Source organism: Pseudomonas sp. RIT778, from assembly GCF_019718735.1.
Taxonomy (GTDB): Bacteria; Pseudomonadota; Gammaproteobacteria; order Pseudomonadales; family Pseudomonadaceae; genus Aquipseudomonas; species Aquipseudomonas aphyarum.
Genome location: NZ_JAIHBA010000009.1, coordinates 105,128 through 129,018 on the forward strand (window position 1 = coordinate 105,128; position 23,891 = coordinate 129,018).

General features: G+C 63.9%; 5 protein-coding genes. All 5 read right to left on the minus strand.

Features of this window, described 5'->3' with window-relative positions; genetic code table 11:
• Window positions 1–6: 6 nt before the first annotated feature.
• The 5 genes from K5E37_RS07500 to K5E37_RS07520 are packed head-to-tail and all read right to left on the minus strand — an operon-like array spanning window position 7 to window position 23,092.
• Window positions 7–213: an MbtH family NRPS accessory protein gene (locus tag K5E37_RS07500; protein ID WP_127797766.1), complete on the minus strand. Its 207-nt coding sequence runs from the start codon at window positions 211–213 to the stop codon at window positions 7–9.
• Window positions 206–895 carry a hypothetical protein gene (locus K5E37_RS07505; RefSeq protein ID WP_221533505.1) on the minus strand — a complete coding sequence of 230 codons (690 nt, stop codon included), beginning with the start codon at window positions 893–895 and terminating at the stop codon, window positions 206–208. The genes K5E37_RS07500 and K5E37_RS07505 overlap by 8 nt, the downstream gene beginning before the upstream one ends.
• Window positions 892–9,978 (minus strand): non-ribosomal peptide synthetase, encoded by a 9,087-nt coding sequence (locus tag K5E37_RS07510; RefSeq protein WP_221533506.1) that lies wholly within the window; start codon window positions 9,976–9,978, stop codon window positions 892–894. Before K5E37_RS07510 ends, K5E37_RS07505 begins: the two co-directional genes overlap by 4 nt.
• The gene (locus K5E37_RS07515; protein WP_221533507.1) at window positions 9,975–14,087 is read right to left on the minus strand and encodes a non-ribosomal peptide synthetase; all 4,113 of its coding nucleotides are present in this window, start codon (window positions 14,085–14,087) and stop codon (window positions 9,975–9,977) included. The genes K5E37_RS07510 and K5E37_RS07515 overlap by 4 nt, the downstream gene beginning before the upstream one ends.
• Complete coding sequence (locus K5E37_RS07520) at window positions 14,084–23,092, minus strand: non-ribosomal peptide synthetase (protein ID WP_221533508.1); 9,009 nt, start codon at window positions 23,090–23,092, stop codon at window positions 14,084–14,086. Before K5E37_RS07520 ends, K5E37_RS07515 begins: the two co-directional genes overlap by 4 nt.
• Window positions 23,093–23,891 lie beyond the last annotated feature (799 nt).

A 23,891-nucleotide genomic window follows, 5' to 3' on the forward strand; every position in this document is an offset into this window, starting at 1 on the left:
CCTTTTTTATTGGAACGACGCTGATGACTGCTCGCGCAGCGAACGCGGGCGCATGTCGATCCAGTGCTCGTTGATGTAATCCAGACAGACCTGGCGTTCGCCGCGCATCCCCGCCTCGCTCCAGCCGCTGGCCATCGGCTTGCCCGCCGGCCACAGGGAATACTGGCCCTGAGCGTTGATCACCACATCGAATTGCAGTTGTGCGTCATTCATGTCGTTCTCCTGTTGAACGGGATTGCAGCGTGGCCAGGCTTCGCTCGAGCCCGGCGGCGAGATGGTTGAGTGCGGCATGTCGCTGTTCATCGGTCTGCGCGCAAGCCCCGACGTAAACCCGCACGGATGCCCCGCAAATCTGCGCGCAGGTGTCTGCGTCGTCGTCCGCGAAGGCCCTGGCCGACACTTCGGCGTTGGCGCTGGCATGGGCCTGGGCAAACGTGGTCGCAGCGGCCTCGGTATTCAGTTGCGCGTAGTACTCGGCGAACGCTTCGGCATCGCCGAAGTGCTCGGCAATCATGGCGGTGTTGGCCGGTGCGAGGCCGTAGGTCAGCGCACTGGCGTGGGCTTTGGCGTAAGCCGCGTCGTAGGCATAGGCCTTGCGATACAGCGTCAGCAACACCGGTTTGAGCGCGGCCCGCCATTCGCCCTGACGCCCGATCACACCGAGCGCCGCCCGCTGATGCAGGCTTTGCAACGCGAGCAGCGCCTGCCGATGCTCCGGCAAGGCTTCGCCGAGCATCGGCATGACCACGTCGGCCTGCCAGAGATGAAACAGCTGAAACGGCACCTGCCCGTGGAGTCGGCTCAAGCGCAGACGCAAGGGCTTGTCCGGTTCGGCTTCGCACAACACCTTGGTCAAGGTCAGCCACCATCGCGGCATCGAGATTGGTTCACTCATGGCGAAGGCTCATCCGTACCGATGACTTCGGCCAGCAACCGCGCCCAGCGGCCCGCCACGATGCCGTAGTGATCGGTGTCCAGGGTTTGCCAGCTGCGCAACTGCGGCAGCAAGGCTTGCCAGTTGCGTTGCAGGTCATCCGGACTCCAGTCGTTGCCCAGCCCATAAGGATTGGCGTGCCCGGCGATGAATAGCCGCACCGCTGTGGTCGCCAGCGCCGGAGGCTGGAAGTCGATCATGCTGGTCATGTTGTTGCGGCAGCACACCGTCAGCCGTTGCAGATACGCCTGACGCTCTTCGGCCATGCTTTGCCCTTCGACCTCCGGCCAGCGTTGGGCAAACTCACGCTGGAACACCTGTTCGATGGTCTGTTCGTCGATGCCGGCCAGTTCCGCACCGGCATCCGGCGCGGGCGGGTCGATCAGGTACAACAACGGTTGTCTGAATCCGTCAGCCTGGGCCTGATGACACAGCGCCTGCGCCACCCATGCGCCGAAGGACCAACCTGCCAGCCGCCAAGCGCAGCCGTGCGGAAGGTGGGTCTTGATTGCCTCCAGATACCAGCGTGCACGCTCCTCCACGCTGATGTTCGGCAACTGCGGCAGGCGCAGCGCCGGGTCGGCGATCACACACACGCCCAGTTCCGCCGGCAGCGCCGACACTAGTTCCCGATAGGCCTGAACATCGCCGCCCACCGGGTGGATCAGGTACAGCCAGTCACGCCCGGCTCCGGCATGCCATTGATCGATCCGCACTGCGTCGCGCCAGCCGTGGGGCACTTCTTCAACCGTAGCGGTCGAGACCAGTCCCAGCACCTCGCTCAGGCTGACCTTGTGGCTGAATTGCGACAGCTGGAACACCTCGCCGGTGGCCGCTTGCAGTTCGTCGATCAGGTCGAGCAGCGTCAGCGAATCAGCGCCCAGGTCGTACAGCGAATCGTCATCTTCCAGCTCGGCCACACCGAGCCACTTGCACAGGCACTCACGCAAACGCGTCGAAAGATCCACGCCCTTCGGCGCCTCGACCGGGGTGGCCACAGCACCGTGACGAACCGGATAAAACCGCCGCGCCGTGTCGATGCCGGTGGTGGAGATCAGCAGTTGCGGCAGCTGGGTCGCCATCGCCAGATCGAACACCCGACAGCCCTCTTCGGCCGACAACCCCACCGTCAGATGCTCCAGATGCGCGGCGTCTGCGCCGTTACTGGTGGTGGCCATGCCGATGTCGCGCCAGATGTCCCAGTTGATTACGAGGCGCAGGCAAGTGTCGGCGGGGTTCGGGCGATAGTGGGTGAAACCGTCGAGCACCCCGCTGGCCGCTGCGTAGTCCAGATGCCCCGCGCCGCCGAACAGTGCCGACATCGACGAGCAGTACAGGACAAAATCCGGTGTCAGGTGTTCGATCAAGGCTTCGACCGCCAGCATGCCGCGAGTTTTGGCGGCCATCGCCTCGGCCATTTGCCGGGCATCGCGGTGACGAATCAGACTGCCCGCACCGACGCCCGCCGCATGAATCACCCCGCTCAGGCGACCGTAACGAACGGCCAGTTGATCGAGGATCTGCGGCCAGCGTGGCAGGTCAGCGATGTCTGCTTTGATGCAGTCGATCCGCGACGTGTACGCCGCCAGTGACTCAGGCAATTGCCCTTGGCGCGAAATCAGCACTACACGGCGCGCGGGTGCCTGTAGCAGGTGTTCGCACAGGGTTCGGCCGATGCCGCCGCTGCCGCCCAGCACCAGAAACGTGCCGTCTTCTGGCAGAAGTCCGGTTGTGGTTGTTGGGCCGGTTATTGGCTGAGGCATCAAGCGTGGCTGCCACAGGTAACCGTCGCGCGCCGCCATTCGCCGAGGCAACGACGAAGGATCGGCCAGCAATGCCGCCAACACTGCGGCCTGCGTTTCGAGTCGAGACGACGGCAAATCCAGCCAGTGACAACGCACCGGGTATTCCTGCGGCACCACTTCGGTGATGCCGGCCAGCGCTGCCAGCTCGGGACGCCGAACCTCGCCGTCCACCGGGCACGCCTGCCATGACATCAACCACAGTCGCAGGCGTGTCGTGCGCGCGGTCTGCCCCCAGGCCTGCATCAATGCGCTGACCGTGTCCAGACAGGCCCACTGCGCCAGATCCAGCGATTGCTCGTTGACCGCGCCCGACACCGCCAGCGGCAAGGCATGCAGCCAGTCGAGTTCGCCGAGTTCAGGTTCTGCAACCTCGGCGAGGAACCGGTTCAGGGCTTCGGTGTCCAGCGGATCAAGCTCGAAACGGTCCGGGTTCAAACGCTTGAAGCCGTTGCCGGCGCGCACATGAATCACGCGTCGGTATACAGCGTTCAAGCTCGTCAGCAAGGTCGATTCGGGCGCGTCATGACTGCACAGGATCAGCACCTCACGGGATCCCGCCGTCGGCGTAACGCTCAGTCGCCGGGTGCGCACCCATTGTCGCTGGTGGAACCAGTCCGCCAGCGGTTGTCGCTCAAGGGCTGGCGCGTCAGGTTGGTTAGCCACGGGAGTCTGGAAACGATACGTCTGAAGATCGAACGACGACGGCGGCAAATCCCAGGGCGGCGGTGCCGAGCGCTGCGGCCATTGGATATTCGCGCCTTCGTACCAAGCGTCCAACAGTTCCTGCGGCGATTGATCAACGACTTTAAGTTGCGCGCCCGAAGCGGTGATTTCCTTGATCGAGATCGGCTGCAATGGAACGTCATCACCCGGCCGGCAGACCACCGCGAAGCGCCAACGCAGTTGCCGGCGACCTGACTGCAAGTGCCGCAGCAACGCAGTCTGCTGTTCAGGATTCTTTTGCAGATATTCGCGAATCGCCGCGATATCGCGCAGCAACTCCGCTCGACTGTGGGCCGAGATCATCAGCAGCGGGACCGTTTCCTCGACCCCTTCCTGCGCCGTGGGCGCAGCACCGACGATGACATGCGCATTGGTCCCGCCAATCCCGAAACTGCTGACACCGGCCAGTCGCCGCCGCCCTTGCGGCCATGGCCGGGACGTGGTCGGCACGTAGAACGGCGAATGTTCCAGATCGATCTGCGGGTTGATCCGGCCAAATCCGAGGTTCGCTGGCAGCACGCCATGGAACACCGCGAGGCTGGCGCGAATCAGCCCGACCACCCCCGCCGCCGCGCCCAGATGACCGATCTGGCTTTTCACTGAAGCCAGCGCGCAATGGCCGGCCGGTGCGTCACCGAAAGCCTTGGTCAACGCCGCGACCTCAATCGGATCGCCCAACAAAGTGCCGGTGCCGTGGGCCTCGATGTAGCCGATGTCGGCACCGGTCAACCCGGCGCGGCTCAAGGCATCGCGGATGACCGCGCTCTGCCCGGCCACCGACGGTGCGGTGTAACTCATCTTGGCCCGGCCATCGTTGTTCAACGCCGAGCCTTCGAGCAGCGCATAGATCCTGTCGCCGTCGGCCCGCGCCTTGGCCAGCGGTTTGAGCACCACGACGCCGTAACCACTGGCGCCAAGGGTGCCGCTGGCGTCATCGCTGAACGGACGGCACAGACCGTCGGCGGAGAAGATGTGCTGCGAGCGATGCCGGTAGCCCTCGGTCAGGGTCGGGTCGATCAGCACCCCGGCCGCAAGCATCACGTCACTGTCGCCCTGACGCAGCATCGAACTGGCCAGGTGCACGGCGATCAGCGAACTGCCGCAAGCAGCCTGCACGCTGAGGGCCGGGCCGTTGAGGTCCAGGTGATACGCGGCTTTGGTCGCCAGAAAGTCCTTGTCGTGGTGCAGCGCCAGCTGGAAGCCGTCCGGCAGATCGTCTTCGGCAGTTTCGCGCAGCATTTGCTGGAAGTAGGTGGTTTCGCCGCAACTGGCGATCAGGCCGATGCGCGGGCCGTCCGCCGATGGAACGATGGCCGCGTGTTGCAGGGCCTGCACGCACGCCATCAGCAGATGCCGCTGTTGCGGGTCCATCAGGCGCGCTTCCTGGCGGCTGATGCCGAAGTACTCGGGATCAAAATCGAGCATGCCCGCCAGTTGACTGCGGGCACCGACCAGGCCTTCTTCGGCGGCAAAGTGCTCGATGCCGAGCTCGTTGCCTTGCACCATCGCCCAGAACTCGGACAGGTTCTGCGCCCCGGCCACATTGACCGACATGCCGATGATCGCCATCGGTTGATGGCCTGCATCGGATTGCCGTACCCGCTCCGCCGCTGCCACCGGCGCGGTGGACAGATGCGCCGCCAGACGCCGCACTGTGACGTGTTCGAACAGATCGGCCATCGTCACCTTGTGCGGCAGTTCTTCGGCGTAACGGCCATGCAAACGCATCAGGCCGAGGCTAGTGGCGCCGGCCTCGAAGAAGGTCTGCTCCGGCTCAATATCACGGCCGATCACGGCCTGGAACAACTCGCTCAGTTGCCGCTCCAGCGCACTCAATTGAACAACCGGTTGTGACGTACTGCGCCGCTCCAACGCCTCGCCCAGATTCGGCAAGGCCTTGCGGTCGATTTTGCCACTGGGGGTGCGTGGCCAGCGGTTGATCCGTCGGTATTCATCGATTCGCACATGGCCCGGCAGCCACCGCGCGACCTGACGATCCAATTGTTGCGAGGTCGCAGGTTCGCCATCGAGTTGCAGCCAGGCGATCAGCCGTGGCGGATCGGCCTGAACCGCCACCACCGCGTTGACCACTTCCGGCACTTGCATCAGCGCCGCCTCGATCTGCCCCAGTTCCAGACGATGGCCGCTGAGTTTGATCTGCTGATCGTCACGTCCCACGTAATGCAGGCAGTCCTGGGCATCGGCCCACGCCAGATCGCCGGTGCGGTAGTACAAACAGCCGTCTGCCAGCTCGCCAAACCGCGCAGCGTTCAGGGCAGGATCAGCCAGATAGCAACGGGCAACCATCGGCCCAGCGACCAGCAGATAGCCGCGACTGCCGATCGGCACCGGGCGGTCGTGTTCATCCACCAGCAGCAACCGCGCATTGCCGACGGCATGGCCGATCGGCGCGCGCAACGGCCAGTCCCGCGCCACGGGCGGCAGGCGCAAGGCGCTGACCACATGGGTTTCAGTCGGGCCATAGTGGTTGAACAGCGAGGCCTGCGGCATGCCGCCGAACCAGTTACGCAGCGCATCGGTGCAGAGCAGCTGCTCGCCGGCCGTGATCACCTCGCGCAACGCCGACGGGTAAATGCCCCGGGCCACGGCGGTTTGCGCCAGATGCTGCAAGGCCACGTATGGCAGGAACAGCCGCTCGATCCGCGCCTCGACCATGTAATCCAGCAACGCCTCGGCATCCTGACGCCAGCGCGGCGTGATCAGGTGATAACAACCGCCGCCGCACAGGGTGCTGAAAATCTCCTGGAACGACACATCGAACGACAGCATCGAGAACTGCAGGGTCACCGCTTTCGCCGGCAACTGCCCTTCGGTGCGCTGCCATTGCAGCAGGTTGCACAGGGTGCGCTCCGACACTTGCACACCTTTCGGCGTGCCGGTCGATCCGGAGGTGAACAGCGTGTAAAGCGGCCGCTCGCCGGCGTGGCGCGGACGTTCGAACGCTTTGGCATCGGCGTGCAGATCGACCCGATGCGTGGCGAATCGTCCGGCGTTCAGGTCGTCGAGTGCAGCATTGGTCGCGTCGCTGAACAGCACACAAAGCGGCTGCGCCTGCTCCAGTACCTGACGCTGGATCGCCACCGGATAGGCGGGATCCAGCGGCACGGCGGTCAGGTTGAGTTTGGCCAGCGCCAGCAAGGCGACGATGTGCTCCACCGAGGCATCGAGGAACAGCACGACATGCAGCGGCGCGTTCTCGGTCGGCAAGGGATGACGCTCAATCAGGGTGGCCGCCAGAGTATTGGCCAGCGCATTCAGTTCGCCATAGCTGAGGCGGTGCTGGCCTTGAACCAGCGCGACCGCCTCCGGCGTGGAATGCACTTGATGCTCGAACCCATCCGCCAATGTGTTGAACGGCAGCGCAATCTGCGGACCTTCGCTGGCGGGTGGCAAACCAAGTCGATACGGACCCAGCAAATCGTCGAGCGTGGCCGCCGGGCTTTCCAGCAACAGGTCCAAGCCTCGGCGGAACAGTGCGCTCACCGCCCGCACCTGTTCGGCATCGAAATAGCTGCACTGATATTCCCACCAGCATTCCAGTTGCGACCCGCTCCCCACCATCAACAACGTCAGCGGACACTTGGCGTGCAACTGCTCGTTGAATTCCAGCGTGGCGCGCAGGCTGGAATCGTTCAGCGCCGCGTAATCGGTGTTTTCCAGCACGAACATGAAATCGAACAGCGAGGGGCTCGACGACAGCCGCAGGTCTTCCACCAGATCCGCCAGCGACACGTCCTGCGACGCCAGCACTTCGCGCACGGTGGCGGTCTGTTTGCGCAACTGCTCACTCAGGGTCAAAGCGTTTTCCACGCCAGTGGGAATCAGCACGGTGTTGGCAAACATGCCGACGGTGTCTTCGAACTCCGCCAGCGGCCGGTTGGACACCGGGCTGGCGATGCGTGGTCGCTCGCACCCGGTCAGGGCGTACAGGCTCCAGGCGAAGACACTGAACAGCACTTCGAAACGGGTCAGCCGTTGTTGGGTGCAAAAACGTTCGAGGGCAGCGCTCCTCAGGGTGCCCAAGAGTTCTCGGTGCAACCGCGCGTCCGGGCTGATTTCGCGCATTGGCATCAATGCAGGCGATGGCTCTTCATGACGCCGATGCAACTCGGCCAGGGCACGTCGCTGGTCGCGATAATGCGGATCAACGCTCCACTGGCGCTGCCACTGGCCAAACTCCAGCGTCGTCAATCGGGCAGCGGGATGCGGGCTGTCGTGGCCTTGCAGGACATCGGTGTAGAGCTGATTCAGGTCGTCGAACAACAGGTTCACCGACCAGCCATCGACGATGATGTGATGCAGGTTCAGCAACAGCCGGCAGCTGCCATCGGCGAACGGCAACAGCCAGGCCTGAAACAGGTTGGGCGTAGTCAGGTCGAACGGCGCGGTGAACACCAGTTCTGCGAAGGCATGCCAGTTGTCCTCGGTGAAATGCCCGACTGCGAAGGTGCGACAGGTCGGCCCCTGCTCGGCGATTACTTGATCGAGTCCGTCGGCACCCGCTACGAATGCAGTGCGCAACCCCGGATGACGCAATACCAGACGTCCAACGGCTTCGGCCAGTGCCGCGACTTCGACACCCGCCGCCAGGTGCAGAATCAGCGGCACGCTGTAGGCAGTCGAGGTCGGCGAGCGTTGTTGCAACAGCCACAAACGGCGCTGTTCGGCAGTGGCCGGCAGGCGTTTGGCGTTACTGATCGGAGGCGCGGGCGGGTAGATCGAATCGCAGTTCCGCTCACCGGTCAGTTGTTCGGCCAATGACGAGAAAGGCTCGTTAAGCAACGTGTCGAGAACGACCTCACGCTGCCAACGAACACGGATCGCCGAGCGCAGGCGCATGGCCTTGAGCGAATCGCCGCCGCTGCCCAGCCAGTCATCCTGCGCACTCAGGGCCGGTTGACCGAGCAGCGAACGGGCCTGACTCAACAACCATTCCAGCGCTGGTGAAGCATTCTCGTCTTCTGTAGCCGCCAAGACTGGATGCCACGGACTCAACCCTTGGGCCAGCAACCCGTCACGGTCGATTTTGCCATTGGCCGTCAGCGGCAGGCGCTCCAGCAGGAACAACTGATGCGGCCGCATATACGGCGCCAGTTGTGCCCGCAGATGGTTTTCGAAGGCGTGATAGTCCAGATCCCCGCGCGGCACGATGAACGCCAGCAACTGATGATCTTCAGCCGCCTGGCGCCGGGTGCAGACGTACACCTGCGCCACGCCCGGATACTCCAGCAGCCGTTGCTCCACCTCCCCCGGTTCGATCCGGAAGCCGCGAATCTTCACTTGCCGGTCGACCCGCCCCAGGTACTCGATCAAGCCTTCGGCATTGCGCCGCACCAGGTCTCCGGTGCGGTAATGCACCTGCGCACCGCCGTCGAGGTCGGGCAAACGAACAAACTGACGGGCGGTTTCTTCGGGCCGGTTGCGATAGCCACGGGCAACACCGCTGCCACTCAAATACAGCTCGCCCACCTCGCCCGCCGGCACCGGACGTTGCTGCTCATCCAGCACCAACACGCCGGTATCCGGCAACGGTCGGCCAATCGGCGCCGAGTCACCGGCAAAGTCGCGGCTGATCGGCCAGCACAAGGCAAACGTGGTGCACTCGGTGGGGCCATAGACGTTGAAAATCCGGCAGCGGCTCTCAGGATTGGTCCGATACCATCCGCGTACGGCGGCAGCGCTGATCTGCTCACCGCCGATCAGCACCTGCCGCACGCTGGAAAAACACGACGGCCACTCGGCAATCAACGTATTGAACAGCGACACCGTCATGAACAGGTTGTCGACCTGTGTTCGCTCCAGAACTTCGGCCAGACGTCGCGCATCCAGCACGTCCTCGTCGGCGATCATCACGCAGCAACCGCCGTTGAGCAGCGGCGCCCACAGCTCGAAACTGCACGCATCGAACGCCGGGTTGGACAGGCAGGCAAACCGGTCCGTCGGGCGAATCTCGATATAGCCGTCGCTGTGCGCCAGCCGCAGCAAGCCGCGTTCACCCACCTCGACCGCTTTCGGGGTGCCGGTGGTGCCCGAGGTGTAGAACAGGAACATCACCTCGGCGAAGTCTTCGGCCAGTGTTTGCGGCGGAGCGTCCGGCTGATCGAGCAAGGCCTCGACGCTGGTTTGCCACAAAGAAGGCGACCACAGCGGTTCTTCATCCAGGGTAATCAGGCCGACACACGCCGCATCCGCCAGCATCAACTCCCGACGCTTGCGCGGGCTCGCTCGATCCAGCGGCACCACCACTGCACCGACCTTCAACGCGCCGAGAATCGCCGCCATCCATTGCCAGCAACGCGGCATGCACAACGCCAGCGACTGGCCGGGTTCGACACCGCGCGCCAGCAACCCTCGGGCGATGCGCTCGCTGGCGCTGGCCAGTTCCGCGTAAGTCAGCGTGACCGACTGATCGATCACCGCCATTGCTTGCGGATTTCGCCGCACTTGCTCGGCAAAACGCGTGAGCAACGGCATGTCTTTGGACGCACTCATCATTTCGCCTCCTGCGCGTCGAAGCGTTGCAGCTCCCGACGGATGATTTGCGAGACCCGATGGATTTCCGCGCTTTCAAGCATGTCCCAGTGCCCGCCGCTGACCAGTTTCGCCAGATAACCGCTGCCTGCGCGGCGTCGCCAGAAACCGCGCAGTTCATGCAACTGATGGCGGCTGAAATCTTCCCGCGCCTGGATCAGCACCACGCGACCGGCGCGCGGCGCGCACTCATAGGCAGCCATGGCCAGCCGGTTGTGGTTGTAGATGTTGAAGTAGCGTTCGACCTGGGCGTCTTCGATGCCGGGGTACATGCCGTTGAAACGCACCAGCTTGTCGCGGAACTCGGCCATGTCCACGGTACCGATCTGCTCGCGGAAACCCGGATCGTCGCTGCCCTGGGTGTCGAGCAACACCACCGTCACCTGGCGATGCCCCGCCGCCGTCAACCGCCGCGCCATTTCATAGGCCACGAGGCCACCGAACGACAGCCCGGTGAGGATCAGCGGTTGCTGCGTCAGCGGCTCGATCTGGCGCAAGTAGGCCTCGGCCATCGCTTCGACTGTCGGCTCGGTGCTCTCCCCCGGATTCAGCCCCGGCGATTGCACCCCATAGACGCCGGTTTCATCCGGCAGCACCTTGGCCAGCGACAGGTAACAGAACGCCGTGCCGCCCGCCGGGTGAATGCACACTACGTTGTGCTGGCCGCTGCCACGACGGAATTCGATCAGGTTGCTCTGGGCCAACGCCGGATTGGCCCCGACCCGCAACCAGCCGCCCAGCGCCTCGATGGTCGGGTAGCTGAGCACCACGCGCACCGGCACTTCGACCGCGAACTGCTGGCTGATTTCATGGGCCATTTTGATAGCAGCAATGGAGGTGCCGCCGACATTGAAGAAGTTGTCGCGAATGCCGATCTGCGGCGCCAGCAACAGGCTTTTCCAGATCTGGTACAGCGCCAGTTCGATGTGATCGCGCGGGCTGCTCAGGTTGACCTGACGGTTGACCATTTCTTCGTCCGCCAATGCCGTCAGCGAGGCGCGATCAACCTTGCCGTTGGCGGTCAGCGGCAAGGCGTCGAGCCACAGATAGCTGCCGGGGATCACCGCTCTGGGCAACGTCGTCGCCAGATGGGCGTGCACCGCTGCTTCGTCCACGGGTTCGGCCACCACGCAACAAGCCACCAGCCGCTGATCCTGCGCCGCTTCACCGACCATCAACACTACGGCGCTGCGGATGCCGGGAAACGCTTCGAGCCGGGCTTCGATTTCACCCAGCTCCAGACGCACGCCGCGCAGCTTGACCTGGAAGTCGTTGCGACCCAGAAACTCCAGCTGACCGTCCGGGCGGTAACGCGCCAGATCGCCGCTGCGATAGAGGCGATCGCCTGCCACGAACGGATTGTCGATAAAGCGTTCGGCGCTGAGCTGCGCCAGCCCCAGATAACCCCGGGCCACGCCGACGCCGCCAATATGCAGATGCCCGGTCACGCCCACCGGCACCGGTTCATCGCGGTCATCGAGAACATAAAAGCGGTTGTTGGAAATCGGCCGGCCAATCGGCAGTTGCCGGGCCGGGACCTCGGCGCCGGGCTCCAGGGTCCAGATGCTGTTGATCACCGTGGTTTCGGTCGGGCCGTAGACGTTGTGCAGCCGCGCATGGGGCAGACGTTCCTGAAAGCGCCTCGCAAGGGCTGGCGGCAGTTCACCGCCGCCGCTGAACACATCGGTCAGCGACGTACACTGGCTGACCTCGTCGACTTCCAGAAACAGCTGCAACATCGCCGGTACGAACACCAGCGCCGTAACCTGCTGCTCGCGCACCTCGCGGGCCAGATACGCCGGTTCGTAATGCCCGCCGGGCCGTGCGATCACCAGCCGTCCGCCGGTTGCCAGCGGCCAGAACGTCTCCCACGCGGAGGCATCGAAACCGAACGGGATCTTGTGCAGCATCGCTCCCGCTTCGCCGCAGACCTGCAAACACCACAGCAGCAGGTTGCTCAAGCCACGATGAGCGACCATCGCGCCCTTGGGCAACCCAGTGGTGCCGGAGGTGTAGATCACGTAGGCGAGATGGTCAGGGTTAACGCCGACATTGCGTGGATCGAGATTGTCGGCAGACAACGACGACCAGCTCGCGGCGTCCTTTTCGAGGTCGAGGATTGGCGCTTCCCAATTCGATCCTTGCACGGCCTGACGCAAGATTCCGTGCGCCGAACCGAGGGTCAGCAGCACCGCCGGTGTGCTGTCGCCGAGCATATGGCTCAAGCGACCCAACGGATAATCCGGATCCAGCGGCACGTAGGCGCCACCGGCCTTGAGCACCGCCAGCAGCGCCACCGGCAATTCCAGCGAACGCTCGATGCACACTGCCACGCGCACGTCCGGGCCGACGCCCAAGGTGCGCAAATGCCGCGCCAGTCGGTTGGCCCGGGCATTGAGTTCGGCATAGTTCAGGGATTCGCCTTCGAATACCACTGCGCAAGCCTGAGGGTTGCTCGCAGCCTGCGCTTCGACCAGTTGATGCACGCAGGGCGCCGTTTGCGTCAGTGGCGCGGCGCGGTTGAAATCCACCAGCACCTGCTGACGCTCAGCCTCGTTCATCAACGGCAAGGCATTGATCGGTTGCTTGGCATCAGCGGCGATCTGTTCGAGCAAGTGGCGGTAGTGCCCGCTCAGGCGTTGGATGGTCGCGACGTCGTAGAGGTCGGTGTTGTATTCCACCAGCAAGTCCAGCCGCCCTGCCCGCTCGACCCATTCGAACGCCAGATCGAACTTGGCCGTGGCGCTGCTGGTGCCGTACGGCGCCAGTTCCAGGCCAGGCATCTGCACCGCGTTGCCCGGCGTGTTCTGCAACACCAGCATCACCTGGAACAACGGCGAATGACCGGGATCGCGCTGCGGATTGACGGCCTCGACCACGCGGTCGAACGGCACGTCCTGATGGGCGTGAACGTCAAGCATCTGGCCACGCACCTCACGCAACAGTTCGGCGAAGGTCTGCTGCGGATTCAGGCGCTGACGCAGCACCAGCGTGTTGACGAAATGGCCGATCAGCGGCTCGACTTCCGGACGATTGCGGTTGGCGAACGGTGTGCCGATGCACAGATCCTGCTGACCGCTGTGGCGCCACAACAACACCGCCAAAGTGCCCAGCAACACGTTGAACAACGTGCCCTGAGTCTGCCGGGCCAGCGCCGTGAGTTCGCGCAAGGTGCCGCCATCGACGGAGGAACTGAACGTGGCGCCGACATAGCGCTGCACCAGCGGGCGCGGCCGGTCGGCGGGCAAGGTCGACAACAGCGGCGCGTCGTCCAGGGTGCGCCGCCAGTAATCGAGCTGTGCGTCCAGCGCCGCACCGCCGACGCGCTGTTGCTGCCAGCAGGCGTAGTCGGCGTATTGCACCGGCAGCGGCGCAAGCGTCGGGGTTTCGCCACGCAGATAATCGCCGTACAGCGTGGCGACTTCGTGCAGGATCACGCCCATCGACCAGCCGTCGGCGATGATGTGATGCACGCTGTACAGCCACAGGTATTCATCGTCGGCAACGCGCAGTAGCGACGCCCGCAGCAATGGACCGGTGGCCAGATCGAACGGCGCCCGGGCGTCCTGTTCGACGGCGGTTCGCACTTGCTGCTCACGCTCGTCGGCAGACAACTGGCGCAGATCCCTCACCGACAATGACAGCCGCATCGACGGGTGCACCACCTGACGCGGTTCACCGTCCACGCTGCAAAACGTCGTGCGCAGGACTTCGTGGCGGGCCACCAGTTGGTTCAGCGCTTGTTCCAGCTGCGCGACGTTCAACTGCCCTTTGAGCGTCACCGCCGTGGGCACGTTGTAGAACGGGTTGCCGGGTTCCAGTTGATCGAGAAACCACAGTTGCCGCTGCGAGAACGACAACGGCCAGGACGCGTGCTCGCCGGCGCGGCGGGGAATCGCCGCGTCATCGTGCCCGCCGAGCAAGGCAATCAGTTCCTGTTTGTGAGTCTTGAGCGCCTGGGTCAGTTCTTCGGTGAGAAACCCGCGCGGCGCCTTGCAGCGCAACTTGTCACCGTCCACTTCGAGCACCACGCCATGGCGAGCGAACAACGCCAGCAATTGATCGGCATTCATACTTCGAACTCCTCCATGTCTTCGTCGTCCAGGCTTGCGGTCACAGGCTCGATGGCAAACGCCTCGACCGGCGCGCGGTGTTGTTCATCGGCCGTGCGCAGCCCGCCGATCATCGAGTAGATCAATTCATGGCTTGGCCCCAGATCGAACAGCGTCGTCAGTTGTTGTTCCTCGACCGAGCCGATGCCGCACAGACCCAGGCCGTGTTCGACGGCCGTCATGCTCAGCAACTGGGCCATGGCGCCGCTTTCGATATGGCAGAAGTCGCGGCTGCGCTCGCCATACAGCGGGCGGATCGCGGCCATGTCGGCGATGAAGAACAGCGAGAACGCGGCGTTCTCGTACACCGGACGGTTGACGAAATAGTCGTAGGTGTCCGGGTCGAGCAATCCGCTCTGGAGCGCCAGCAAGCGATGCTGGCGGGGATCGTAGTAATACGCGCCGCCGGGCACGCCGAGCACCCGATCCGCTTTGACGTAGAGGTACGCCTGAATCGGGTACAGCCCGCCCGCCGACGGGAACTGGTATTTCACTTCACCGTCTAGTTGCCCTTGGGCCAGCGCCGCCAGTACATGGGCGAAGGCCTGGGTGGTGATCGGTTGCAGATCGTATTGACGCACCGAGCGGTAATCGCTCAAACGCCGGGTGAAGACCGGGTCCTGCGGCAGATCCAGTGCCACTGCCGGCAAGGCTTGAGCGAAGTCGCGGCGCCCACGCTGTTCGGCTTTGAACTGCGCCCGCTGCTGTGGATCCTCGATGATGTCCTGCGCGGGCTCCGGGGCCTGCTGCACGTTGCCGAGCAGATCCTGACGCGCCCGGTTCTGGCGGTACATGTCGAGCAGATGCAGCAACGTTGGCTGAGCCAGCAGTTGCGCCACGTGCGGACGGAACTGCAAGGCGCCGGACAAGGCGTTGCTGATCCGCACGATATCGATCGAAGTCGCGCCAAGGTTCAGCAGGTTGGCATTGGCGGCAATGGATTCGCGCTTGAGCACGTCCTGCACGATTTCCACCAGTCGCTGTTCCTGCGGCCCGTCGACTTCCAGCGCCGGACCTTGCTCCTCGATGTGCTCCGGTTCCAGCAGGCGTTTCTTGTCGACCTTGCCGTTGGACGACAACGGCCAGGCGTCAACGAAAGTGAACGACGCCGGAATCATGTAGGCCGGCAGTTTGTCGCTCAGGTAGGCGCTGAAATCGCTGGCCTGCAACGCCGGATCGGCCTTGAGCACATAGCCCGCCAGACGTTTCTCGCCCAGCGTGCTGCCAAGAATCCGAACCACCGCGCTCTGCACGCCGGGATGGCGATTGAGCGCGGCCTCGATCTCGCCCAGCTCGATGCGATAGCCCTGGACCTTGACCTGATTGTCTTCGCGACCGAGGAATTCGATGTTGCCGTCGGGCAGCAAGCGGCCCAGGTCACCGGTGCGATACAGCCGTTCGCCGGTCAGTGGATGATCGAAGAAACTGCCTGCGCTGAGTTTTTCATCGCGCCAGTAACCTTTCGCCAGACCGATGCCGCCGATGTACAGCTGCCCCGCGACCCAGGTCGGGCGCACTTGCAGCGCTTCATCCAGCACGTAGAAACGCTGATGATCGAGGGCCTTGCCGTAGGGAATGCTGCGCCAGGCCGGATCGACCTGTTGCACCGGGTAATAGATCGACCAGATCGACGCTTCAGTGGCGCCGCCCAGACTGATCAACTGCAACTCCGGCTGCAAAGCCCAGGCCCGCTCGGGCAGGGTCAACGGAATCCAGTCGCCGGACAACATCGCCACTCGCAGGCTGGCAGGCAACGCGCCGTCCTCACCCTCCACGTACTCGACCAGCATGCCGAGCAGCGCCGGCACCGAGTTCCACAGGCTGACGTGATGGCGCTTGATCAATTCGAGCCAGTGCGCCGGATCGAGGGTCAGTTGCGGGTCGAGGATGACCACCGCCGCGCCCACCGCCAACGTGCCGAAGAAGTCATAGACCGACAGGTCGAAGCTCAGCGACGAGATCGCCAATACGCGGTCGCTCGGGCCGACGGCAAAGCGCCGGTTGATGTCGAGCAAGGTGTTGACCGCGCCGCGATGGTCGATCACCACACCTTTCGGCTGACCGGTGGAGCCGGAGGTGTAGATCACGTAAGCGAGGTCGCTTTCGTTCACCTGCACCGGTTGCAGTGGCAAGACATCGTTCGAGACATCATCGGTCACGGCGATGGCTGTGACCTGCGCCGGCCATTCGATCCTGTCGAGCAGTGCCGGTTGGGTCAGGGCCAGATTCGCCTCGGCCCGCTCCAGAATATGCCGCAATCGCTCCGCTGGCTGGGTCGGTTCGATTGGCAGGTAAGCGCCGCCGGCATACAGAATCGCCAGGGTCGCGACCACTTGCTCCCAACCGCGCTCCATCACCACCGCGACCAACCGGTTCGGCAGCACACCCTGCGCCTGCAGTCGGGCACCGAGTTGCCGGGCCTCGTTGCGCAACTGGGCGTACGTCAGCTGTCGCGTGCCGATCACCGCCAGTGCATCCGGTGTGGCGAGGGCCTGACGTTCGAACAGTTCGTGCATCAGCGGCAGGGTTTGCTGAATGTCGACCGGCGCTGGCAACCGTGCCTGCGGCAGCAGTTGTGGCGTGTTCGCGCTCCAGGCTGCCGGTTCGCAGAGGCTGTCGAGCAGCGCGTTATAGGCGACGAACATCTGCTCGATCATGCCTTGCGGGAACAGTTCGTCGATGCTGTCCCAGTTGAACAGCAGGCGTCCTTCCAGCTCCAGCAACGTGTGGTCGAGCCACACCTGCGGGGTCTGGGTGATGCTGTGCATGTGCCTGGCGTTCAACGCCTCGGCGAGGTTGAACTCGGCCAACTCCGGCGCGGCTTCCGACAGCGTGCTGTTGAACACGATCGGCATCGCCGTCTGCTGCACGCCCCGGGCCTGGGACAATTCGCGCAGCACCCGCACGCCGCTGACCACCGAATGGTCGATGTCGCGCCACAGTTGCGCCTGCACGGCGCGGGCCTTGTCGGTAAAAGTTTGTGTTCCGTCAATGCCGACTTCCAGCAGCACCAGCGAAGTGAAATCACCGATGATTTCGTCGACATCGGTGTGCAGCGGCATACGGTTGAACAGCGGCAGGCTCAGGGTGAAACGCGGCGTGCGGCTCCACAGCGCCAGCACTTCGCTGAACGCAGTCAGCAACATCACCGACGGCGTCACCGCAAACTGTTTGGCGACGGCTTTGAGTTGCGTCCACTGCGCCGCCGACATGTCGCGGTCGCGGCGGGTGAAGTGCGGGTTGGCGATGCTTTCGGGCTGGCGCACCAGCGGCAGGTCCGGCGCAGGGGCCAAAGTAGTCACTCGGTCGCGCCAATAACCCAGCGCCTGCTCGTAGCGGCGGCCATTGCGCAGCTGTTGTTCGGCCAGCACATAGTCGCGGAAAGTCAGGCCAGGTGCCGCCAGTTCCAGGTTCGGATCGAAGTAGAACGCCATCAGTTCGCGGGCGAGAATCTGCGTGCTCGCGGCGTCGACGATCAGCGCGTCGAGGCTGATGTGCAGATGAGTGATGCCGTCATCGAGCAGCGACAGGCTGAACTCGAACAGCGGCCAGCGACTGGCGTCCAGCACCTGATGGGACTGACGTTCACGGGTCGCTTCCAGCGTGCGCTGCGCCACGTCGGCAGGCATACCGCGCAGATCGCTGCGGGGCATGCGATAGGTCGGCACCTGCACCAGCACCTGTTGCGTGCCGTCGCTGAGGAACACCACACGCAGCATGTCGTGGCGCTGGATCATGCGGTTCAAGGCTTGTTCAAAACGTTCGGCGTCGAATTCGGGAATACGCAGTTCTTCGTAACCGTGGGCACTGACGCCGCCGAGGCTGACCGTGGCCTCGCGACCGAACCAGTAGGCTTGCTGGATATCGGTCAGAGGGAACGGTTCATGTCGATTAGCGCGATCCGGCTCGATCTGGATGAACGCCGGTTCAGCGCTCTGCTCTTCACACGAAACCTGCGCCGCCAGATCCAGCAACACCGGCGTCTGGAACAGGCTGCTCAGGGACAGTTGCGCGCCCATGCGCTGGTTGATCGCGTAGATCATCCGCGTCGCCAGCAACGAGTGGCCGCCGAGGTCGAAGAAGTTGTCGTGGATGCCGACCCGCTCGCACTTGAGCACTTCGGCCCAGATCTCGGCCATTTGCCGTTCGGTGTCGTTGCGCGGCGCCTCGTAAGTCGCCCCGGCGCTGCGTTCCGGCGCCGGCAGCACCTGCCGGTCGAGCTTGCCGTTGCGGGTCAGCGGCAATTGAGAGAGCCGCACCCAGGCACTCGGGATCATGTGTTCGGGCAACTGGCGTTGCAGTTCGGCGCGCAAGAATTCGCTGGTCGCGGAGCCGACCACGTAGGCCACCAGACGCTTGTCTCCGGCCACGTCCTCGCGCAGCAACACAGCGGCTTCCTGCACACCGGGTTGTTGATGCAGCAGGCTGTCGATCTCGCCGAGTTCGATGCGGAAGCCGCGCAGTTTCACCTGTTGGTCGATGCGTCCCAGGTATTGCACGTTGCCGTCGGAATGGAATTTCGCGAGGTCGCCGCTGCGGTACATCCGCGCGCCCGGTTCGGCACTGAACGGGTCCGGCAGGAAGCGTTCGGCGGTCAGGTCCGGGCGGTTCAGATAGCCACGAGCCAGGCAGGCGCCGGCGATGTACAACTCGCCCGCCACGCCGACCGGGACCGGATTCAGATGCTCGTCCAGCACGTAGAGCCGCGCATTGGCGATGGGACGACCGATGGGCGGCGCGTCCGGCCAAAATTCGGCCTCGTTGCAGTCAAGGCTGAACTGGCTGACCACATGGGTTTCGGTCGGCCCGTATTGATTGTGCAGTTGCCCGCCACCGAGCCCACGGACAAACCCGCGCAGCTCGTCATTGATTTGCAGGGCTTCACCGGCGGTGATGATCTCGCAGCCACCGACCGGCATCGGTGCATCGGCCTCGGTCAGGCCGGCGAGTTGCTGCAACACAGCGAACGGCAGGAACGCCCGCTGCACGCCTTCGGCCACCAGCGTCGGGCGCAGCGCGGCAAGGTCCTTGCGGCTGTCCTCGGTCATCAGCAACAGGCTGCCGCCCTGGCAGAGCGTGCTGCAGATTTCCTGGAACGAGACGTCGAAGTTCAGCGAGGCGAATTGCAGCACGCGTTGTGGTGCAGTGGCTTGATCGAGTTGCCAGGCGATCAGGTTGTCCAGCGCACGGCGGCTGTGGGCCACGCCTTTCGGGCGTCCGGTGGAGCCGGAGGTGTAGAGCACGTAGCCGAGGTGTTCCGGGCTCACCGTGACGTGCGGATCATCCGTCGGGTGTTGCGCCCATTGCGCTGCGTCTGTGTCCAGGCAGCAGATCTTCGCCTCGTTGGCCGGCAGCCCGGCCATCAGGCTCGATTGCGTCAAAAGCAAGGTGGGCGCGGCATCACTGAACATGAACGCCAGACGTTCGCTCGGATAAGCAGGGTCGAACGGCACGTACGCCGCGCCAGCCTTGAGGGTCGCCAGCAGGCCGATGACCATGTGCGGCGAGCGTTCCAGACACAGGCCGACGCGATGCTCGGGGCCGACGCCTTGTTCGATCAGGTAATGCGCGAGGCGGTTGGCGGCACGGTTCAGTTCGCCGTAACTCAGTTGCTCACGGTCAGCGAGCAGCGCCACGACATCGGGCGTTTGCCGGGCAAGGTTTTCGAAACGCACCACGCAACCGGGCAACGACGCGGTATCGCGCGCGGTGCGGTTCCAGTCATGAACGATCTGCTGGTGTTGCTCGGCGCTCAGCAGCTTGATCCTCGCCAGCGCCTGTTGGCTGTCCTCGACCATCTGCGTCAGCACCCGACGCAGGTACTCACCGAACTGCTCGACAGTGCTGCGCTCGAACAGGCCCGAGGCATATTCCAGACCGCCGACGATCTGCCCGTTGCGCTCACTGAGTGCCAGTTGCAGATCGAACTTGGCCACGTGATGACTGCTCTCGACCAGCGTCACGTCGAGCCCGGTCAGCAGCAAGTCGGAATCCTGATCCTGCTCCCAGGCAAACAACACCTGGAACAACGGGCTATGGGCCAGACTGCGCGGCGGATTGAGCAACTCCACCACTTGCTCGAACGGCAGGTCCTGATGTTCCTGAGCGTCCAGTGCCACCCGCCGCGCCTGTTGCAGCCATTGCGCCACTGACGGCGTTCCGGACTGAGTCATGCGCAGCGCGAGGGTGTTGACGAAGAATCCGATCAGCCCTTCCAGCTCCTGTTGCGGACGGTTGGCCGATGGCACGCCGATCACCACGTCGCTCTGACCCGACAGGCGCGACAGCAACAGCGAAAAACCGGCCAGCAAATTCATGAACAACGTGGTGCCTTGTTGCATGCCCAATGCTTTCAGGCGTGCGGTCAGGGCGGCGTCAAAGACCAGCGGGACGAAGCCGCCGAGGTAATCCTGCACGGGCGGACGCTTGTGATCGGTCGGCAACTCCAGCAGCACCGGCGCGCCAGTGAGGGTTTCGCGCCAGTAACGGCTCTGCTGCTCCAGCACGTCGCCGGACAGCCACTGCTTTTGCCACACCGCGTAATCCACGTACTGAACCGGCAAGGGCGGTAGCGGATCGTCGCGATCCAGCAACGCCGCTGCGTACAGCTGACCGAGCTCGCGGGTGAGCACGCCCATCGACCAGCCGTCGGAGATGATGTGATGCTGGGTCAGCAGCAACACATGGTCATCCGCCGCCAGCCGCAGCAGGCTGACCCGCATCAGCGGGCCACGGCTCAGGTCGAACGGCCGGGCGCCCTCCTCGTCGATCAAGCGGCTCAGGCGCTCTTGCGCATCGTGCCCCTGCACTTCAGTCACCGTCAGCCGGACGCTGTGCGCCGGCGGCGAAACCAGTTGACGCCCTTCCCCTTCAACGGCGATGAACGTCGTGCGCAGCGCAGCGTGGCGCGCCACCAGTTGATTGAAGCTGCGCTCGAGTGCCGGCACGTCCAGCGAACCGCGCAAACGCAGGTTCAGCGGCATGTGATACGCCGCGTTGCCACCCTCCATCTGTGCCAGAAACCACAGGCGCTGCTGAGCAGACGACAACGTTTGCGCACCCGTGCGTTCAAGAGCCGCAATCGCTGGACGAGCCGCAGCCTGACTGGCTTGCAGCCGTTCGGCGAAGGCCGCCAGAACCGGCGCGGCAAACAGCGTCGAAGGCGCGACTTCCAGCCCCAGCGTATGGCGAACCTGCGCCAGCACGCGCATCACCAGCAGCGAGTGACCGCCGAGGGCGAAGAACTGATCCTGGCGCCCGACCCGCTCGACGCCGAGCACATCGGCCCAGATCGCGGCGATTGCGGTTTCCAGCGAGCCTTGGGGGGCCTGGTATTCCTGCTGATCGAATGCCTCGGCGTCGGGCGCCGGCAGATTTGGCCGATCGACCTTGCCGTTGGCGGTCAGCGGTAACGCGTTGAGCCGCACGAAGGCGGTCGGCACCATGTAATCCGGCAGGCTGACTTGCAGCTGTTCACGCAGTGAACGCGGGCTCAAAGTCGTGTCAGATTTGTCGCAGTAGTAGGCGACCAGTCGAGGTTCACCGGGACTGTCCTGACGCAACAGCACCACGCTTTCACGCACGCCCGGGATGTCCGCCAGCCGGGTTTCGATTTCACCCAGTTCCAGACGCAGGCCGCGCAACTTGGTCTGGGAGTCGTTGCGGCCGAGGAATTCCAGTTGGCCGTCGGCCCGATACCGCGCCATATCCCCGGTGCGGTAAAGGCGTTCGCCCGCCTCGAACGGGTTGTCGATGAAACGCTCGCTGGTCAGTTGTGGCAGGTTCAGATAACCGCGCGCCACACCGACGCCACCGATGTACAGCTCGCCCGCAACACCTTCGGCAACCGATGCGCCGTCAGCGTCGAGCAGGTAAATCCGGGTATGGGGCAGTGCCCGGCCGATGGGCAGCACCGCGTCGATCTGGCTGCTGTCGGTGAACTCGAAACACGTGCTGTCGATGCTCGCTTCGGTCACGCCATAGGCCTGGACGATCTGCACCTGCTCACCGCAGAGCCTGCGCAATTGCCGCGCGCTGTGAGCGGTCCAGATGTCGGAGCCGCAGACCACGGTGCGCAGGAACGACAGGTCTTGGCCGGTCTCTTCGACCCACGCCAGCAGTGGATTGAGCAGCGCCGGGACAAAGTCGGCAAAGCCGATGCGCGCGTCACGCATCAGGCGATACAGGGCCGGCGGGTCCATCAGGGTGTCGCGTGGGCAGAGCACCAGCGTGCCGCCAAAACCCAATGCACGGATCAGGTCGGCGCTGAACACGTCGAAGGAAAAACCGGCCATCTGCAGATGATTGATCGGCTCGCCCAGAGCATAGAGCTGCGCCCAGTCGGCGCTCACGGCGACCAGTCCGCGATGTTCGACCATCACGCCTTTCGGGGTGCCGGTGGAGCCGGAGGTGTAGATCACGTAAGCCAGGTGCCGGGGTGTCAGGCCTATCGCGTGAGGGTCGGGGTTGTCTGCCGGGAGCAAAGCCCAATCAGAGGCGTCGGCCAGATCCAATACCGCGGGTGCAGTCGCCGACTGTTCGAGCGCCACCCGCAAAACATCGCGCGCCTGGCCGTGAGTCAACACCACCGGCGGTGCGCTGTCGGCCAGCATGTGCGCCAGCCGCGCCTGCGGATACGCCGGGTCCAGCGGCACATAGGCGCCGCCGGCCTTGAGCACCGCGAGTACGCCGACCAACATCTCCAGCGAACGCTCCAGACACAGCCCGACCCGCACGTCCGGCCCGACCCCGAGGCTGCGCAGGTGATGGGCCAAGCGATTAGCGCGGGTGTTCAGTTCACGATAACTGATTGCCTCCTGCTGCCAGCGCGCGGCAATCGCGTCGGGGTTGCGCAGCACCTGCGCTTCAAACAGACCGTGCACGCACAGGTCTGCATCGAACGGTTTCGAGGAGGAAACGTCGGGCTGCGCGGGATTCGTCCCACGCAAGGAAGTGTTATCGAGCATCGGAGGCTACCGTCCATGACTACTTTATTTTTGTGATCAGGCCGGGACAGAAATGCCCCGCCAGTCAGGCCCCGGCATCAGATGCCGGCACGGTCATTCGAATTCAGGAGGATGGCGCGGCGCGCGCGTGCAGACTCGCGTTGAACGCGGGTACACGGAGAAATTCGGGGGGAGACAGGCTGGAGAAAAACGCCGCCGCGCGGTCGGCGCAGGCAACTGGAAATTGGGCCGGATCATTGGCGACAGACGTCGCCCCGTTCATTGCATCGACGATTGCAAACCGCGTGACCAATTGAAACCTCGACTTCCATTTGAGGGTCAACGACGAGGAACAACCTGCGCGGGGATGACAGCGCCAGGGTGGTCCCGATCGGCTGCGACTGCCGGGTCTGTAGACACACGGCAATCTTCTGGCGCCGGGTTTGTGACCCGAAGCGCCGGCGGATAATAACCACGTTTTTTGTTAGGGAGGCAAACAAAATGTAGGAAATTTGCTAAATAAATATCGGACGTTTCCTACATGGTTGTGACGATGGCAAAGGGACAGGGATGTCAAAAATGCTCGTACACCGTACCGCCGTTTCCTGCAGGCCACGGGCATCGAAAACCGCTGCAGCGTCTTGAGTGGCCAGCGAAAAAGTCACCACGCGACCTACCTCGATAGCCGGGCGCTAACAAGCGCTAACAACGCATAACTGGCAGTCATTCGGCTGTGAAGGCAGGCTTGAATCTCACCGCTGAACGCCAGGCCACCTGCAAATCTTTTCGGCAGCCGCGCTCAGTCGAACGACGGTTTTGC

What these genes read in the sequence shown, in the direction of transcription:
- K5E37_RS07500 (WP_127797766.1), bottom strand. Translation starts at nt 213, where the DNA reads ATGAATGACGCACAACTGCAATTCGATGTGGTGATCAACGCTCAGGGC.
- K5E37_RS07505 (WP_221533505.1), bottom strand. Translation starts at nt 895, where the DNA reads ATGAGTGAACCAATCTCGATGCCGCGATGGTGGCTGACCTTGACCAAG.
- K5E37_RS07510 (WP_221533506.1), bottom strand. Translation starts at nt 9,978, where the DNA reads ATGATGAGTGCGTCCAAAGACATGCCGTTGCTCACGCGTTTTGCCGAG.
- K5E37_RS07515 (WP_221533507.1), bottom strand. Translation starts at nt 14,087, where the DNA reads ATGAATGCCGATCAATTGCTGGCGTTGTTCGCTCGCCATGGCGTGGTG.
- K5E37_RS07520 (WP_221533508.1), bottom strand. Translation starts at nt 23,092, where the DNA reads ATGCTCGATAACACTTCCTTGCGTGGGACGAATCCCGCGCAGCCCGAC.